Origin of the sequence: Mesotoga sp. UBA5557 (assembly GCF_002425715.1) — a bacterium.
Classification (GTDB): domain Bacteria; phylum Thermotogota; class Thermotogae; order Petrotogales; family Kosmotogaceae; genus Mesotoga.
In genome coordinates this window covers 110,733-126,883 of the sequence record NZ_DIMV01000042.1, presented here as the reverse complement: position 1 = coordinate 126,883, position 16,151 = coordinate 110,733, and the positions used below count along the sequence as shown (strand labels likewise).

The window sequence follows — 16,151 nt, the reverse complement described above, 5'->3', positions numbered from 1 at the left end:
CTCGCTTCAGTCCTCCTTCTTGCCAGTAGTATTCGTCAATTTCACGTACTTCTGGGGAACCATCATCTTGATTGCATGTTTGTAGACCAGAGTCTGCTCCTGACCGTCCTCAAGCAGCACCGTGAAATTGTCGAACGACTTGACCAAACCCTTCGTCTGGAATCCCCCTTCGAGGTACATCTTCACTTCGATCCTGTTAACCCTAAGAAGATTCAGGAAACGATCCTGCAAATTGAACTTTTCAGCCATTCTTACCCCCCCAAACTGAGAGAATCGCATTTTCTAAAACCCGAGCAGCCTTACCTTCCAGACTGGACAGGTCAATTCTCAGAGCTTCTGAATATCTTCTAAACCACATAATCTGACGACGAGCGTATCTTCTTGTGTTCACAAGAATCCGCTCGATGGTATCCGAAAGGGATACACCACACCTAACATATTGTACCATTTCGGCGTAACCTATTGTCTTAAATGCGTTGAGCTCGGGCCCATAGCCTTTCGACAGAAGGCTCTCGGTCTCATCGGCAAGGCCTGCGCGAATCATCTCATGTAGACGACTCTCTATTCTGGCATGGAGCTCGCTCCTATCCCTTTCAAGAATGACAAGAAAAAACTCACGATTGTGATCTCTCTCGTTCTGCAACTCAGTTAGCGGTCTTCCCGTTTTGAAGAAAACCTCAAGATACCTTATAGTTCTCTTGAGATCGTTCTCGTGGAATCTTTCAAAGGCATTCTTGTCGACTCTTTCAAGGATCTTCCTCAGCGATCCTTTGTTTTCGGATTCTATCTGAAGAAGCGCCTCTCGCACCGTTTCATCTCTAGGAGGGACGTCCACCAAACCCTTCATAAGGACCTCGGCGTAAAGGCCAGTTCCACCGGCGAGAATCGGGATCTTCCCTCTAGCAGTTATGTCCGCAACACTTTCCAGAGCAAGGTTTCTGAACTCCATCACATCAAAGTCTTCATCGGGATCACGTATGTCGATCAGCCAGTGCTTAAGGACGGCCTGTTCACTCTCGGTCGGCTTGGCCGTGCCGATATTCATGAAACGGTAGATCTGACGCGAATCAACGGATACAATTTCTATCGGGAGTCTCTGAGCCAAATCCAGAAGAAGCGATGTCTTTCCCACAGCGGTCGGTCCGAGGAGAATTGGTATCATTCTTTATCAATAACCCCGTACAGGACTCCGCTCTTTTTGCTGCCCCAGAGCCTGTCGAACTCGAGATCGAGCTCTTCGAAGAGGCTGTCTCGTGTTCTGCTTTTGATAATAAACCTCTTTGATGAAATCCTGATCATTTCATCGACGTCCGATCTATTTATCCTTTCATACATCGCAAATGGCCTTAGAGGGTTAATCGAATGAGACCTCATCTGCGGGCTGTCAAACATAGGATCACAATAGACTATATCGTAGGCATTGTCTTCACAGCCTTTCACAAAGTCTCGTAAATCTCTATTGTGAAGCTCTATCCTTCTTGAAGCCTCTATTAACCATTCATCTGCATAGGGGTAGTTGCGAAGACCGTGAGAAACGATCCTGTATATGTGTTCGGACGCCTCCAGGCCTATCACTTTGCCTTCAGGCAGATAGTGCGCGATAAGAAGCGCTTCATTTCCGAGACCGAACGTTGTATCCAACACAGTTTCACTTCCGGAGAGATCCATGCTCTTGATCAAATAGTCGGAGTCCTGAATTCTCATGTTCTTGAATCTTACCTTTGACATTCCGGGGTGAAAGAAGAAAACCGTCTCCCTATTTCTAATGGTTAACTGGCCGTTCTTATCGAAAACATAGTAGAAGTCGAGCGAATGCTCGCTCTCAAATTGCTTAAGCCGGCTTCTTGAAACATATTTGACACCCAGTTCTTCGGCCAGCTCTCTCGCAGAAGACACCTCTTCTTTCGTCGGTTTGTACGAAGTCGTAACCACGAATCTCATCTGTTTTCTCCATTGTTGATGCCAGGAATCAACTCTCTAAGCAGATCAAGTTCAGATTCCTTAATTCTTATCTCTTTCTCGAGCGCATCATACTCTTTCTGGAGATTCTCCAGTCTTCTTTGAGCCTGTTTGTAGCTAAGGTAAGCGTTGACATTCGTTATCGCCAGGAGCGATAAGAGAAGAGCCATGAACAAGAACAACCCGAGCGGGAATCTTGACTTATCCTTCTTGCTCTTTATTTGAGACCACTCCTGGCAATTCCGGCAATAAAGTACTTCTGCGTAATCAAGAAGAGAATCACAACAGGAATTATCGAGAAAGTGGCAGCGGCCATCAAAAGGTGATAGTCGCTTCCGGTAGCCGAACTGAAATTCTGGAGCCCGACAGGTAAAGTTCTAATCTCCGGACTCTTTGTAACAATAAGAACCCAGAGGAAAGAATTCCAGCTTCCAACGAATTTCAGCAGCGCACCAGTAATCACCGCCGGCTTTGAGAGCGGAACGAGAATCGTCCAGAGAAAACGCCACTTTGAGAGTCCGTCTATCATAGCCGCATCGTAGAGTTCATTAGGAATCGTCATGAAATGCTGCCTCAGAAGGAATATCGCAAAGACGGAGACAACCCACGGAACGATTAGAGCATAGTACGAGTCCACCCAACCGAGCGCCGTAAGCGTGATATAGTTCGGGACCAACAGGACCTCGCCAGGAACCATCATCGTTGCCAAAAAGAGCGTGAACAACAGATTCTTGCCGAAGAAATCCATCTTCGCAAAGGCGAATGCGGCCATCGCCGCAAAGATTATCTCTACAAAAGTCGTAACCATCGCCACAAACACAGTGTTGAAGTAGTACCTGCCAAACGGAGCCGCATTCCAAGCCGAAACGTAATTCTGGAAGAAGTTCTTGAACGTTTCAGCAAATGTGAAATTCGCCTTGCCGGCTGGAACATCGTCTTTAAGCCAGACTGCGTGTATTCCCGCAAGCTTTATGTCAAAGGACTTCGCTCCGGAAGGAGAGATTATTCCCCTGTAATAGACCCTCTCAACCTCGACCGGCTTGATTGAAAGGTCAAGCTCGCTGAAAATGTCGGAATGTACCTTCGAGAAAGTACCGACCATAGAAGTCTCTTTCCATCTACGTCTGATGAAATCAGCAAACGGTTCTTGACCACTTATGTTCGCCTGTCTATCAAGGTTGGCTACTATTCCTCCGACCCCTATCGTTTGACCGGCAGATGAGGCCACTTCTCTCAAAAGGGCCACAAGATCAGCATAAGTTGTGTTCTGATCCATTGCGCTTCTGACCTTCCTGTCAAGCTCCGGATTAGCGGCAACAAGTAGTGATGTCCTCAAGAAGTTCATTGCGTCGTTGACGACCTCTAGCGGTGTTTGAGTATTCGTGAAGTACTGCGAAAGGCTGTTCTTGAAATCCCTGTCGAGGTAGTCCAAAAAGATCGTAACTGCACTTCGAACATTGGATGGATTAATTGCGGAAAGCAGGTAATCCTTCAGCTCCCGCTCAACATTCCAACTCTCTATGAATTGCGAAAGCAACGCATGGACCTCAGCATCGGTTCTGATTCTACCCACAATCGCAGAACCTGAAAGATTGGCGTTCTGAGATTCGTTGTAAAAGACTTTTATGTCGGAGTAAAGGTCAAGCAAATCCGACCATTGCACCAGCCCATCAGGGATGCTTTCCAATGAACGCTCCAGCTGGCGTACAGACAGGGACATCCGAGCGTCTCCAGCAGAGATTTCTTCAGACAAAGTGATAATCTCGGAGACAGCCTTTCGAATTTCATCTGTGCTGCTTCTAAGATCGGCAACGATCCTTTCTAGTTCGCTCAGTTCGGTAACTCCTGTTGTACCGGTTCTGTAAGACTCAAGTGACTCCATTGACTTTGCAAGAGCAGCAACAGGCCCTTCAAGGAGTACAGCCGACTCTTCGCGGATTCTTGCCTTCATCTCTTTGGTTGCATCGGTATCTATTGGCAGTTCCTTCATCGCAGTCTCAACGCTTTGAGATAGCCTTTCGATTGCTCTTGAGTACTGCGCTCTTAGAGAGCTAACCAGGACTACTCTCTTCACAAACCCACCATCACTATAGACAGCTGCGTTGAAGAATCCGTCAAGAAATCTCCCTGCATCTTCTATCGGTAGATCTCTTAATGACTTTGCATGAGCATCCGGTACGTTATCCTTGATCGCGTTATGTCTGTCGACCAATTCGGCAAAGAGCTGTTCATCAACTTGCGATGCGTAGTTTGCAGGAGCGCCATCTCTGCCAAGCAGCTGGATCTCTATTTCGCCTCTCCTAATGGGGTCATCGTTCAAATTAACAGAAAGGGTATCAAAACTAACTGACTCTTCCATCAGTGCCGCGAAGTTCCTGAATTCGCTAAGACTCAGCGTCGCAAGATCGACAGAGGCGCTGGTGCTCTTCTGCTTAATCTGAGTCTTAAAGGTGAAGGAGTTTGCTGCATTTTTCGTGGTCCAAACTGGCGGCCAGCTAGAAACCTCGCTGGGAGCTTTGAACGACGTGGCAACCATCCATGCAAATGGAACGAGCATCAGGAATGCTCCCCCAATAATAACTACATAGAGAAGGATTTTCGAGATTATCTTAGTCGATGATGTGGTCATCTGCGCACCTCAACCCTCATAGTGAACGCGCTTCTTGCCTACGTACATCTGTACCATAGTAAGAATCAGGATTATCACGAATAGTATGTAGGCAGCTGCGCTTGCGACTCCCATTCTCTGCTGATTGTAGAAGGCATCAAATACATAGTAGACAAGTGTCAACCCACTCTTGTTGACAGGTCCGGGCAGTCCCTGGTATAGTATGAAAATCTGCGAGAAGACCTTGAATGCACCTATCATCGTTATTATCATAATGAAGAACGTCGTACCCGAAAGAAGCGGCCACGTGATGAATTTGAACTTCTGCATGCCGCTTGCTCCATCGACATCTGCAGCCTCATAATACGATCTATCTATATTCTGAAGACCGGCAAGGAAGATTACGGTGGTGTAGCCAACGTGCTGCCAAACCGAGACTATGGCGATAGTCGGAATGGTCCACACTTCTTCCTTAAGCCAGGCGATCTTCGGCAGATTGAAGATCGAGAGAACATAGTTCAGTAGCCCGAACTGGTCATTGAACATCCACTGCCATACCAGAGACACGGCTACTACTGACGTGACAAAGGGTATGAAGTAGGCAGTTCTGAACAGAGAACGAAGCTTGATGTTTTTGTTGAGAAGCATCGCTATGATCAGAGCAAGACCTATCTGAGTAGGCACGGAAAGCAAGACGTAATAGACGGTGTTGTAGATAGATTTCAGAAAGTCCGAGCTCTCTTTTGCAAGAGTGAAGTACTGAACAAAGTCCGCGCTTTGCTTCAATACTACATAGGCCAATACGTAATATAGGGCAACGAAGAGAATCATCGTAGACCACTGGCTGGTCCTCATCTTAATGCTCTGAATGCTTCCTCTCCTTCGGAGAAGCACAAAGAGCCCCAAACCCATCAATCCAAGTCCAGCGAACAGTCCTGCAGCGGAAAGATCACTCGATAAGTTGCGCAGCAGGATATAGCCGATTAGCGCAACAGCGAACAATCCGTACAAAAGCGAGTGGCCTTTCTTTGTCTTGTCGTATTTGCTCATTAGCCCGAACAGATGATAGAGAATCTGAATCACCACAAGAACAATAACGACGTATACTGCCGTGTTTATCAGCGAGTTGACAAAACTCAACTGAACGGGATATGTAAGTCTGAAAAGCTCCTTATAGTTGTCAAGACCTATGAAGTACCGGGTAGTTGAAGTATAATCCCATTTGAAGAAACTCAGAACAAGAGAGAAGCCGATCGGCCAAAAGACAAACACACTCAAGATCACTATCGAAGGCAATAGAAAAAGATACGCTTGCCAAGTCTCCTTCCAATACTTCTTTGAACGCTTAGCGTAAGGCAAATCATTCCCTCCCATTTGCTATGCATGGGTTTAGTATCTTAAGTATACCAAAGATTCGACCGTGCTCCTGAACATCATGGATGCGAATTATCTCGACCCCTTTCAGATACAGGTAAGTTGAGATTGAAAGAGTCTCTTCCAATCTTTCTTCTACCTGTGTCCCCGTAATCTTGGAGATGAAACTTTTTCTTGAATGCCCTACAAGAAGAGGGAACCCCAGTTGCTTGAACTTAGAGATGTTTCTCAGTATCTCGATGCTCTGCTCCGCATTCTTGGCAAAACCTATCCCCGGATCAAGGATTATCCTCTCTCTACTTATCCCCGCTCTAATTGCGCGGTCTGCTCTTTCAACCAGCCACGCCGAAACCTCTCCGACCACATCGCGGTAATCGGTCATCGCGCTCATAGTAGCAGGGTCTCCTCTCATATGCATAATTATTACTGCCGCATTGTTCTCCGAGATGACGTGGATCATCTCCTCTGAACTAAGCCCCGTAATATCATTTACTATGTCCGCTCCTTCAGAAAGTGCGAGTCGGGCAGTTTCGCTGTTGTAAGTGTCAACAGAAATAACGGCATCCGGCCTCCTGTTGCGCAGCTGCCTTATGACCGGGACTACTCTGGAAATCTCTTCGCCGATACTTACCTTCTCCGCGCCCGGCCTTGAAGACTCTCCACCTATATCGATTATCGAAGCTCCCCAATCTAGCATCCTTATCGCGGCTTCTACGGCAGTAACTCCGCCTTGGTACCTGCTGCCCGGGAAGAAAGAATCTGGAGTCACATTGAGTACCCCCATAATAACGGGGCTGGAGAGATCGAGCTTTCTTCCACCGCAGAAGATCACTATTGATTCCTTCGCTTCTCTATGACTCGCTTGACGAAGAGTTTGAACACCGGATTAGGCTTGCCCACTTTCGATCTGAACTCGGGATGATACTGAATCCCGACAAAAAAACTCTTTTCGGGAAGCTCGACGGCCTCCACGAAAGTCGCTTTTGAGGATATTGAGAGTTTCTTTACATCGATTTCTCCGGGCATTCTGAAGAGCTCGGGGAAGCGATCAAGGTTGACTTCGTATCTATGCCTGTGCCTTTCATAGACTAACGGTTCGTTATAAGCTTCAAAAAGGACCGTGTTTTGCTCAATAGGAGTCTCTTGGGCACCAAGTCTCATGGTTCCGCCGAGTTTCATGATTTCCTTTTGCTCTTCCATAATGTCAATTACGGGATAAGGGGTCGACGGATCGAACTCCGTAGAATTGGCTCCCTCATATCCGGCGACGTTCCTTGCAAACTCGATAACCATAAGCTGCATCCCAAGACATATTCCAAGAATTGGAGTATCTTCTTCTCTGGCGGCCTTTATTACTGAGATCTTCCCTTCTATTCCCCTCTTTCCGAAACCGCCGGGGATGATTATCCCGTCGTACTTCCTGAGCTCAGATTTTATTTGCTCTTCCGTCATGTCCTCAAAACACTGCGAGTCGATAACTTCGGGTTTGCTTACCCCACAAAGCGCGATGCTTTCCGAAATGCTCTTATAAGCATCATCGGTGCCAAGGTATTTTCCGATCAGCGCGATTCTTGCTGGAAGGAATGATCTGGGGTAATTCCAATCAAACCTTTCCTCGATTTTTATACTGAGCCAGGCGGCAATCTTTCTATGAATCCCGTACGAGTAGACTATAAGAGGAACATCATAGACGTTTTCGGAGTCGGGCAGATTGTAGACCATCTGTCGATCAACTCCACCGAAGAGAGCGATCTTGGCAAGCTCATTCTCCTCAATAGGCTTTTCGGACCTGACAGCGATCATCTGAGGTTGAATGCCAATTCTTCTGAGAAGCTGGACAGACTGTTGAGTAGGCTTGGTCTTGAATTCGTTGGTCACTCTGAGGTAAGGAACATATGTTACATGAATAAAGAGGAAGTTCTCAGGACCTTCTTCGACCCATAGTTCGCGAACGGCTTCAAGGAAGATCTCACCTTCAATGTCACCGACGGTACCACCGATTTCTATCATTATGAGTTCACCGGGAACACTCTTGATTCGTGACTTTATTTCGTCTGTAACGTGAGGAACCATCTGTACGGTCGCCCCGAGAAATTCTCCCTCTCTCTCTTTATCGATTATTGTCTTGAATACCTGGCCCGCGGTCATATTATTTTCTCTTCTCATATTCTTTCCGAGAAATCTCTCGTAGTGACCAAGATCGAGATCTGCCTCGTATCCGTCTTCTGTGACGAAGACTTCACCATGCTGATTAGGATTCATCGTTCCGGCGTCAAGATTTAGATAGGGATCGATCTTGAGGGTGTTAACCTCTACCCCACATTCCTTCATTACACGCGCGATGGAGGCAGAGAGTATCCCCTTGCCAATTCCGCTTATTACACCTCCGGTTACCACAACGAACTTCTTCTTCATCGATTACAGTCCTCCACTATCCGAGTAGTCTCTTAATATACTCAATTTCAGAAGCGTGATCCTCATCGTCCCCAGGCGTCTCCAGAAGCCAAGGTTTTTCCTGAATTCTCTCATTGGAAAGAAATTCTCTGAAACCATCGTCTTTTCCGATATGGCCTTTACCGATCATCTCGTGTCTGTCTTTGCCGGCACCTAGAGGAAACTTGCTATCGTTAAGATGTATCATCTTCAGTTTTTCGTAGCCCACCGTAGAATCAATCTTGTCGATTAGTCTCGAGATAGCTTCCTTGTTTCTTATCTCGAAACCCGAATCGAACCCGTGACAAGTATCATACGTTATTCCGATTCTCTCTGGCTGTACGGCTCCGTCAATAATTGACTTGAGTTCCTCAAAGCTGCTGCCTATGTGATTTCCTTTCGCAGCAACGTTCTCGAGCAGCAGCATGACATCATTTTCCTGGTTCTCGCCTAGTACAATCTCTATACCTTTCAAAATCCTCGCAATTCCCTCCTCGAGACCATCTCCAAGGTGGCTCCCGGGATGGAAGTTCAAATACTTCAGACCGAGGGAAGCGGTTATTTTCATTTCAAGGGAAAGCAAAGTAACGGATTTCCCCCAAACTTCCTCGTTAGGAGAGGCGATGTTGATCAGATAACCCGAATGTACCATAGAATCAAAGGGATCCAGCGATTCCCTTTTCATTTCATCTTTAAAGCTATTCGACATCTCCTCTTTTGGAAGCGATGCTCTCCACATTCTGGGACTGTGAGGAAATATCTGGAAGGCGTTGCCGCCTATCGAAACAGTTTCTTTTGGGACTCTGTCAAAGCCCTTCGATGTGGACATGTGTGCTCCAAGCTTTATCATTCGGTTCACCTCATCGCTCTTCTTCGCCAATCCTTAGAATAGCGAGGAAAGCGTTTTGCGGAATCGATACCTGCCCAATCTCTCTCATCCGCTTTTTCCCCTCTTTCTGCTTCTCAAGGAGCTTCATCTTCCTTGTCAGGTCCCCTCCATAACACTTCGCCAACACGTCTTTTCGTAAGGCCTTTATGTCACTCCTCGCGATTATCCTACCTCTTGATTTCGCCTGTATGGGAATCTGAAACTGGTGCTGAGGTATTAATTCGCTCAGCTTGTCGACAACCTTCTTTGCAATTGGATACTCCTTATCGACATGGACGATGAACGATAGTGAGTCAACGGTTTCTCTGTTGACCAGGATTGTCACTTTCACCAGATCAGATTCTCTATAGCCGAGGATCTCGTAATCCATCGATGCATATCCCCTAGAAATTGCCTTCATCCTGTCAAAGAAATCAAACATGATTTCAGAGAGCGGGGCTTCGAATCTCAGAACGACACGGTTCTTTCCGGCGTTCTCCACCGCATTGAACTCCCCTCTTTTCTCTGAAGTTATGAAACCGATGAGGTTCCCCATATACTCGGAGGGGGTGATAATAGAAAGATCTACGAACGGTTCTTCAACCTTCAGAAACTCCCCCGGCTCGGGGAAACTTGCGGGATTCGTTATCTCCTCAACATCCCCGTTCTGCATCGTAACTCTATAGACAACGTTTGGAGCGGTCAGAATGCAGGCGATGTCGAACTCTCTTTCAAGCCTCTCCCTCACTACATCCATGTGAAGCAGTCCAAGAAAGCCAACCCTAAATCCAAAACCAAGTGCCGGAGAGTTTTCTGGCTCGAAGACGAGTGCTGCATCGTTTAATTTGAACTTGTCCAGCGCCTTTCTCAGTTCATCGTAGTACTCCGGCATCCCGGGGAACATTCCGGCGTAGACCATCGGCTTCGCCTCTTTGTACCCCGGCATCGCTTCCGCGGTGGGGTTGCTGGCCGAGGTTATCGTATCGCCGATTTTCGCACTCGAAACGTCCTTTATGACGGCAATGATGTAGCCTACTTCGCCGGCATCTAGAGAGTCTGTCTTTTCCATTTGAGGCAGAAAGTATCCGACTTCTACAACTTCGAAGGTCTCTCCCGAAGACATCATCATTATCTTGTCTCCGGCCTTGACGCTTCCATCGAAAACTCTGACATGAACTACTACTCCTCTATACTTATCGTAAATGGCATCAAAGATTAGAGCTTTCAATGGGGCTTCAAGCTTGCCGGAAGGAGGCTTGACTCTCCTGACTACCGCTTCCAGTATCTCCCTCACTCCCTGACCTGTCTTCGCGCTTGCCTGAAGGCAATCGTCCGAAGAATAGCCGATGAGGTCGATTATCTCTGCCAGCGTCTCTTCTATATTTGCGTTAGGGATATCGATTTTGTTCAAAACAGGTATGAGTTCCAGATCATTCTCGATAGCCAGGTACGTATTCCCCACGGTCTGGGCCTCAACTCCCTGAGAAGCATCTACCAGAAGAATTGCTCCCTCGCAAGCCGCAAGGCTTCTCGAGACTTCGTAGTTGAAGTCGACATGACCCGGCGTGTCGATGATATTTATCTCATAAGTAATTCCGTCATCAGCCTTATAGTTGAGTTTAACCGGCTTCGACTTAATTGTTATGCCTCTCTCCCTTTCTATGTCCATCGAATCCATGAATTGATCCTGCTTATGTCTTCTGTCCACTATATCGGTTATGTCGAGAAGTCTATCGACAAGTGTCGTTTTGCCGTGGTCGATATGAGCAATAATCGATATGTTTCTTATACGATCTCTGTTATACATTAGAACTCCCTCCTGCCGGTCAAGGATGATTCTATCACGGCGTAGGTTAAGCAAGTTGAATTGGACAGAAAAGAATGAAAACATATCCAGCAAAAAAGCTGGACGAGCCATCTCGTCTATAAATAATCTGGTTTAGTCTATCACCAAGGCCTTAACGAGTTAACACTTAAAATTGACCGGTCAGCTCTTTAAGAAACGTCGGAAGAGCAAACGAAGCCCTGTGAATCTCCGCATTGTAGTATCTCAAAGGTGCTCCGAAATCAAGCACTCTCTCTTCATCGAAATCTTCTCTCGGATCCGCTTCCTTAGATCCAATAGTATATGTCCACATTCCTGAAGGATAAGTGGTCATGAAACTCGTGTACATCTTCGAAATCGGGAAGACTGAAGAGATTCTGTTGTAGGCTATCGCCACCCATCCCTTGTCGTAGAAAGGATCCTCTGTCTCTGCACAGAAGACTCCATCCTTTCTAAGGGCTTTGTAACAATTAGCGTAGAATTCCTTTGTGAAAAGATGGCCACCCTCGCCTGCCGTGGGATCGGTTGAATCAACTATTATTACGTCGAAGTAGTCCTCGTTCCTTCTCACGAAGTCGGCTCCGTTTTCGTTTATTATTGATGCCTTGGGATTGTCAAGTTCGACCGACATCTCCTTGAGATAGAGTTTTGCCGCGTCTATTACATAGGGATCGACCTCGCAGAGAATTGCCTCCTCAACGGAAGGATGCTTCAGAACCTCCCTCAGACTTCCCCCATCGCCGCCTCCAATGATCAAAACTCTTCTCGGATCGGGATGCGTGAAGAGAGGTACGTGAACCAGCATCTCGTGGTACATGAATTCATCGGCTTCAGTGAACATTGTTATCCCGTCCAAAACCAGGACCATGCCAAACTCAGGGTGTTCGAAGACATCTATTCTCTGAAAGGGACTCTGGTAAGAATATACAAGTCGCTTCATTTTCATAAAAAGACCTGCATTCCCTCCCGTATAGTATTCCATGAACATTAGATGATTCAAAGTCCTCAACTCTCTATCTTCCATTCCTTCACCTCCGCGTTATCATCACAATTATCTCACCGGTCTGGAACACTACAATGATTAATTCACACTATTCAAAGCTTATAAAGACTTCAAAGCTTTTGTCACAATTACTTTTCTACTTAGGCCAAATGGATTCTATCACTTTGATTAAGGCATAGTCAAACTTGCGGAATGCCTTATCTAAGGGCTCAATGAACGAAATTCCCTGATTTCTGTACTCTTCGTCATTGGGCCGCATCCTGATGGTAGAATTAAGAGTAAAGACTTTCCCCGACAGGAGGCCTTCGAATGTTCTTAAGGCAAGACATGGGTATTGATTTGGGAACTGCCAACACCCTGGTTTATGTGAAGGGACAGGGTGTGGTAACAAATGAACCTTCGGTTGTTGCTATTGACGTGAATTCAGGCAAGATCCTTCAGGTAGGCCTGGAGGCAAAGAGAATGGTGGGAAAGACACCTGCAAGCATTGTGGCGACCCGCCCGTTGAAAGACGGAGTCATTGCCGATTATGATATCGCTCTCGCAATGTTGAAGTATTTCATGGGCAGAGCAACGGGCAGACGGCGCTTCGTCAAACCCAGAATAGTTGTCGGAGTTCCTTCGGGTGCGACCGAAGTCGAAAGAAAGGCGATCGTCGATGCCGGTATTGAAGCGGGAGCCAAGAAGGTCTTCCTCATTGAAGAGCCGATGGCAAGTTCAATAGGCGCCGGGCTGAATGTTGAAGAGCCGACAGGAAATATGATTGTCGATATTGGCGGCGGCACAACCGAAATCGCCGTAATATCTCTTGGGAGTATCGTTTTGAGCCAGTCTATAAGGGTCGCCGGTGATGAGATGGATGACTATATTGTCCAGTATATCAAGGAGAAATACCGGCTCTTGATTGGTGAAAAGACTGCCGAGAGAATAAAGATGGAGGTTGGTAATGTTGTTGAGGCAGAAGAGGCCGATAGCTCTTATTCAGAAATCGTAGGTCTCGATCTCAATTCCGGATTGCCGAGAAAGATCTCCGTTTCAGGCGCAGAAGTACGCGAAGCCATTGTAGAACCGGTGGCGAGAATCGTCGAGGCGGTTAAACTCACTGTTGAAAACACGCCTCCAGAACTCATCTCGGATATTGTTCAGAGCGGTATAGTCATTGCGGGCGGAGGGTCGCTCCTCAGTGGCATGAAGGAACTAATACAGGGTGAGACTGGAATCACGGTTGTTGTTGCCGAAGACCCCCTAACCTGTGTAGCCAGAGGCGCCGGTCAGGTTCTTGAGAGAGTCCCCATTCTTGAACGACTCGAAAAAGGCAACCTTAGATAGGAGGAGCTTCGCAGGTGAAGTTCGCCGAGGCGGCAGTAGTGATTCTTATGATCTTTCTCATCCTTCTGACACTTTCAGAAGTATCTGGAGTGAACAGAAAGATGAGTGATTTGCTTGAAACCCTTGCCCTGCCGCTGATAAATATCAGAGTAGACATAGAGAACTTCTTCAGATCGGTATTTCAACTCAGGAGTATCGATCGAGTCATCAGAGACCTGAACAGGTATGCTGAATCTTTCAGCAACAGGTTTCCTTATCCTCTGCCAATGAGAGTCGCATTCTTCAGCTTCGAGCGAAACAACACCGCCATCATGACTACTGATAGAAGCGCGGCTCAGGGAGTTCCTGTTGTTTCGGTCTTTTCTTCGACCATCTATGGTGTTGTGAAGAGCTCGCATGACGGATATGTTATGGTCTCACCATTAACGGCTCCTGGTGTGAGGATTTCCGCCGTAGTACAGAGGGATAACAGAACAGTTGAAGGAGCTGTCTACTCGAGTGGAGGTAAGCTGTACTTCTCTACTTTCGACCCCTATTATCTGGAGAGCGGTGATCAAGTAAGAATCGCTTCGACGGTTCAGGGTTATGGGTACTACAAGACCATGAAGATTGATCTAATCGGCGAAATCGCCGGACTCCACGGAAGCGACTATCTAGTAAATACTCCAGATGTTTTTGGTGATTACTTCGTCTATCTGGAGTGGCAGGAATGACCTGGTTATTACTGATAGTCCCTGCTCTGTACTTTGATCTCGGATTTGGAGATCTCATACCTCTATATCCTGCATATTTGACATTGCTCGTCTTCCTTCCAACCAGAAACATCGCTTTTGTTCTCTCTGTTGCGCTGGTCATTTCATGGATAGTGGGGATGGCTCTGTCTGGAATCAGCATGGTTATAGTGCTCTCATTGATCGTTACATTATCGGCGTTGGCGATTCACGGGAGATATCGGACGCTCAGTTTCGGAGCGCTCACATCGGCAGCTATTGGTCTTGCTGGAGTGTTTTTTTCGGGTACGAGCTTTGGTGTCCTGGTTCCTTTTCTGGCAACATTCTGCATCCTGAGGAGGTTGAGCATTGAAGACTAAGAGTGCCAAGAGGTTTGACCTCTTCTTCGTGCTTTTCCTTCTAGTGATGGGATTGTTTGTATATAAGCTCTACGATTACCAGATAGTCAACCAAGAGAAGTATGCGAAACAGGTAGAGAGTATAAGCCGTAGATCCATTTCCATCCTTCCTCCCAGAGGCATGATTATTGATCGCAACGGAATCCCTCTTGCTTGGGACGCACCTTATTACAGGATTACGAAGAAAGTCGTCTTTCTTCCTGAAGATCTGAAGAGTATGATGGTTGACGCTTCAGAAAACAGAGAGAAAATGGAAAAGCTGATTCGGCGTCTCGAGGTTTTTGGCAGCGTTGAGACAGTCCTACCAGCTTCGGTCGCAGAGAGACTGAATGACTTTCCCGAGTTGGAAGTCTCGGAAAGGATCATTAGGCATTACCAGGATAATCCTGGAATCTCTCACGTAGTGGGTTACATAAAGTCTGATGGGGAACCGGTTATGGGGATAGAGAAGCAATACAACGAACTCCTCAGAGGAACTCCCGGTGAACAGCTCATTCGTGTCGATGCTTTAGGAAGGCAGATTAGCCTCGAAGGCGAAATACCCCCTTTGCCGGGAGATGATCTGAAGATCACAATAGATTCTAAAATGAGTGAATATATCTATAACCTCATAAACGAAACCGGAAAGACCGGCGCAGCTGCTGTAATGAAGACCGACGGAGAGGTTCTCGCTCTTGTTTCAGTGCCAAGCTTTGAAAGCATGTTTTTCACAACGGGGATTTCAAACAGGGATTGGGACCGTCTTAATCTCGATCCTTCGAGACCTCTGGTAAATAGAGCTTTGAGCCCCTTCTCACCAGGCTCTGCGATCAAACCGTTCATTGCCATGGTGGCTCTGGCAGAAGGGAAAGACAGCACAAAGGAGATCGACTGCGGAGGGGTTTTTCAGTACAAAGACAGTCGAGGCGTGGTTCAGGGAGTGTACAGAGATTGGAACCTTTACGGCCACGGAAAGACCGATCTTGCCAAAGCTATAACAGTATCTTGCAACGTTTATTTCTATCAGCTCGGTCTAGAACTGGGAATCAACACGATCAACAGATACGCAGAACTGTGGGAGGTCTTTAAACCTACCGGAATCGATCTTCCCGAGGAGTCAGTCGGCTTGATGCCCTCCCCCACTTGGAAACGTGAGAGGCTTGAGGAAAGCTGGTTCCCTGGCGACACGATTCAGATATCAATAGGCCAGGGTTATCTCAGCATGACTCCGCTGCAGCTGGCAAAGTTAACAGGCGAAATCGCGACTAGAGGGATCGAGATCATTCCTTTTATCGGTTCAAAGAAAGAGAGTAGCAGAGAAGCAATCAATCTGAAAGACAGCGATTGGGATCTTCTCATCAATGCATTGGGAGATGTCATAAGCAAGGGTGGAAGTGCCGCCGATGCGGGAACCGCATACTCTGCATTCAGAGGTTTTGAAGAGACGGCCGCCGGAAAGACCGGTACTGCGGAACAAGGAGGTTCGAAACCGGCTCACTCCTGGTTTACAGGTTTCATGCCTCTTCATGAACCGGAGATAGTTGTTACGGTGTTCGTTCACGAAGGCGGCTACGGATCGGGCCTGGCTTCACAAATCTCAAGAAAGATTATGGATTATTATGTGACAGAATACGCCCGGTAGAA

At 47.0% G+C, this 16,151-nt stretch carries 15 protein-coding genes; 4 read left to right on the top strand and 11 right to left on the bottom strand.

Annotation, left to right across the window (positions count from 1 at the left end):
- Positions 1-6: 6 nt before the first annotated feature.
- The 11 genes from hfq to speE all read right to left on the bottom strand — a co-directional run bounded on the left by hfq (position 7) and on the right by speE (position 12,091).
- Positions 7-249: an RNA chaperone Hfq gene (gene hfq, locus B3157_RS05310; protein ID WP_099828549.1), complete on the bottom strand. Its 243-nt coding sequence runs from the start codon at positions 247-249 to the stop codon at positions 7-9.
- Positions 242-1,162: a tRNA (adenosine(37)-N6)-dimethylallyltransferase MiaA gene (miaA, locus tag B3157_RS05305; protein ID WP_292589390.1), complete on the bottom strand. Its 921-nt coding sequence runs from the start codon at positions 1,160-1,162 to the stop codon at positions 242-244. The genes hfq and miaA overlap by 8 nt, the downstream gene beginning before the upstream one ends.
- Entirely contained in the window at positions 1,159-1,941 is a 783-nt protein-coding gene (locus tag B3157_RS05300; RefSeq protein WP_214079007.1) for a class I SAM-dependent methyltransferase, read from the bottom strand. Before B3157_RS05300 ends, miaA begins: the two co-directional genes overlap by 4 nt.
- Positions 1,938-2,129: a hypothetical protein gene (locus B3157_RS05295; protein WP_258394188.1), complete on the bottom strand. Its 192-nt coding sequence runs from the start codon at positions 2,127-2,129 to the stop codon at positions 1,938-1,940. Before B3157_RS05295 ends, B3157_RS05300 begins: the two co-directional genes overlap by 4 nt.
- 47 nt (positions 2,130-2,176) lie before the next feature.
- Positions 2,177-4,588, bottom strand: a complete 2,412-nt coding sequence (locus B3157_RS05290; RefSeq protein WP_292589385.1) for an ABC transporter permease subunit — start codon at positions 4,586-4,588, stop codon at positions 2,177-2,179.
- 9 nt (positions 4,589-4,597) lie between these two features.
- On the bottom strand, positions 4,598-5,926 hold the full coding sequence (locus B3157_RS05285; RefSeq protein ID WP_292589383.1) for a carbohydrate ABC transporter permease: 1,329 nt from the start codon (positions 5,924-5,926) through the stop codon (positions 4,598-4,600).
- A 1-nt stretch (position 5,927) separates the two neighbouring features.
- Entirely contained in the window at positions 5,928-6,773 is an 846-nt protein-coding gene (gene folP, locus B3157_RS05280) for a dihydropteroate synthase (RefSeq protein WP_292589381.1), read from the bottom strand.
- Complete coding sequence (locus B3157_RS05275; RefSeq protein ID WP_292589379.1) at positions 6,773-8,356, bottom strand: CTP synthase; 1,584 nt, start codon at positions 8,354-8,356, stop codon at positions 6,773-6,775. Before B3157_RS05275 ends, folP begins: the two co-directional genes overlap by 1 nt.
- 16 nt (positions 8,357-8,372) lie before the next feature.
- Positions 8,373-9,224, bottom strand: a complete 852-nt coding sequence (locus B3157_RS05270) for a deoxyribonuclease IV (protein WP_292589377.1) — start codon at positions 9,222-9,224, stop codon at positions 8,373-8,375.
- 10 nt (positions 9,225-9,234) lie between these two features.
- Positions 9,235-11,049, bottom strand: a complete 1,815-nt coding sequence (lepA, locus tag B3157_RS05265; RefSeq protein WP_292589375.1) for a translation elongation factor 4 — start codon at positions 11,047-11,049, stop codon at positions 9,235-9,237.
- A 166-nt stretch (positions 11,050-11,215) separates the two neighbouring features.
- A complete protein-coding gene (gene speE, locus B3157_RS05260) occupies positions 11,216-12,091 on the bottom strand; it encodes a polyamine aminopropyltransferase (RefSeq protein WP_102819366.1) in 876 nt (291 codons plus the stop codon).
- A 288-nt stretch (positions 12,092-12,379) separates the two neighbouring features.
- On the opposite strand from speE, the gene B3157_RS05255 reads away from it, so the two are divergent.
- The 4 genes from B3157_RS05255 to B3157_RS05240 are packed head-to-tail and all read left to right on the top strand — an operon-like array spanning position 12,380 to position 16,149.
- Positions 12,380-13,399, top strand: coding sequence for a rod shape-determining protein (locus tag B3157_RS05255; protein ID WP_102819365.1), 1,020 nt, complete (start codon positions 12,380-12,382; stop codon positions 13,397-13,399).
- Positions 13,400-13,413: 14 nt separating this feature from the next.
- A complete protein-coding gene (locus B3157_RS05250) occupies positions 13,414-14,112 on the top strand; it encodes a hypothetical protein (RefSeq protein ID WP_292589372.1) in 699 nt (232 codons plus the stop codon).
- The gene (locus B3157_RS05245; RefSeq protein WP_102819363.1) at positions 14,109-14,489 is read left to right on the top strand and encodes a hypothetical protein; all 381 of its coding nucleotides are present in this window, start codon (positions 14,109-14,111) and stop codon (positions 14,487-14,489) included. The genes B3157_RS05250 and B3157_RS05245 overlap by 4 nt, the downstream gene beginning before the upstream one ends.
- Positions 14,479-16,149 (top strand): penicillin-binding transpeptidase domain-containing protein, encoded by a 1,671-nt coding sequence (locus tag B3157_RS05240; RefSeq protein WP_292589370.1) that lies wholly within the window; start codon positions 14,479-14,481, stop codon positions 16,147-16,149. The genes B3157_RS05245 and B3157_RS05240 overlap by 11 nt, the downstream gene beginning before the upstream one ends.
- Positions 16,150-16,151: the final 2 nt, after the last annotated feature.

Bases quoted from the DNA above. Each gene is read 5' to 3' on its own strand.
- hfq (WP_099828549.1), bottom strand. From the start codon at position 249: ATGGCTGAAAAGTTCAATTTGCAGGATCGTTTCCTGAATCTTCTTAGG.
- miaA (WP_292589390.1), bottom strand. From the start codon at position 1,162: ATGATACCAATTCTCCTCGGACCGACCGCTGTGGGAAAGACATCGCTT.
- B3157_RS05300 (WP_214079007.1), bottom strand. From the start codon at position 1,941: ATGAGATTCGTGGTTACGACTTCGTACAAACCGACGAAAGAAGAGGTG.
- B3157_RS05295 (WP_258394188.1), bottom strand. From the start codon at position 2,129: ATGGCTCTTCTCTTATCGCTCCTGGCGATAACGAATGTCAACGCTTAC.
- B3157_RS05290 (WP_292589385.1), bottom strand. From the start codon at position 4,588: ATGACCACATCATCGACTAAGATAATCTCGAAAATCCTTCTCTATGTA.
- B3157_RS05275 (WP_292589379.1), bottom strand. From the start codon at position 8,356: ATGAAGAAGAAGTTCGTTGTGGTAACCGGAGGTGTAATAAGCGGAATT.
- B3157_RS05270 (WP_292589377.1), bottom strand. From the start codon at position 9,224: ATGATAAAGCTTGGAGCACACATGTCCACATCGAAGGGCTTTGACAGA.
- lepA (WP_292589375.1), bottom strand. From the start codon at position 11,049: ATGTATAACAGAGATCGTATAAGAAACATATCGATTATTGCTCATATC.
- speE (WP_102819366.1), bottom strand. From the start codon at position 12,091: ATGGAAGATAGAGAGTTGAGGACTTTGAATCATCTAATGTTCATGGAA.
- B3157_RS05255 (WP_102819365.1), top strand. From the start codon at position 12,380: ATGTTCTTAAGGCAAGACATGGGTATTGATTTGGGAACTGCCAACACC.
- B3157_RS05245 (WP_102819363.1), top strand. From the start codon at position 14,109: ATGACCTGGTTATTACTGATAGTCCCTGCTCTGTACTTTGATCTCGGA.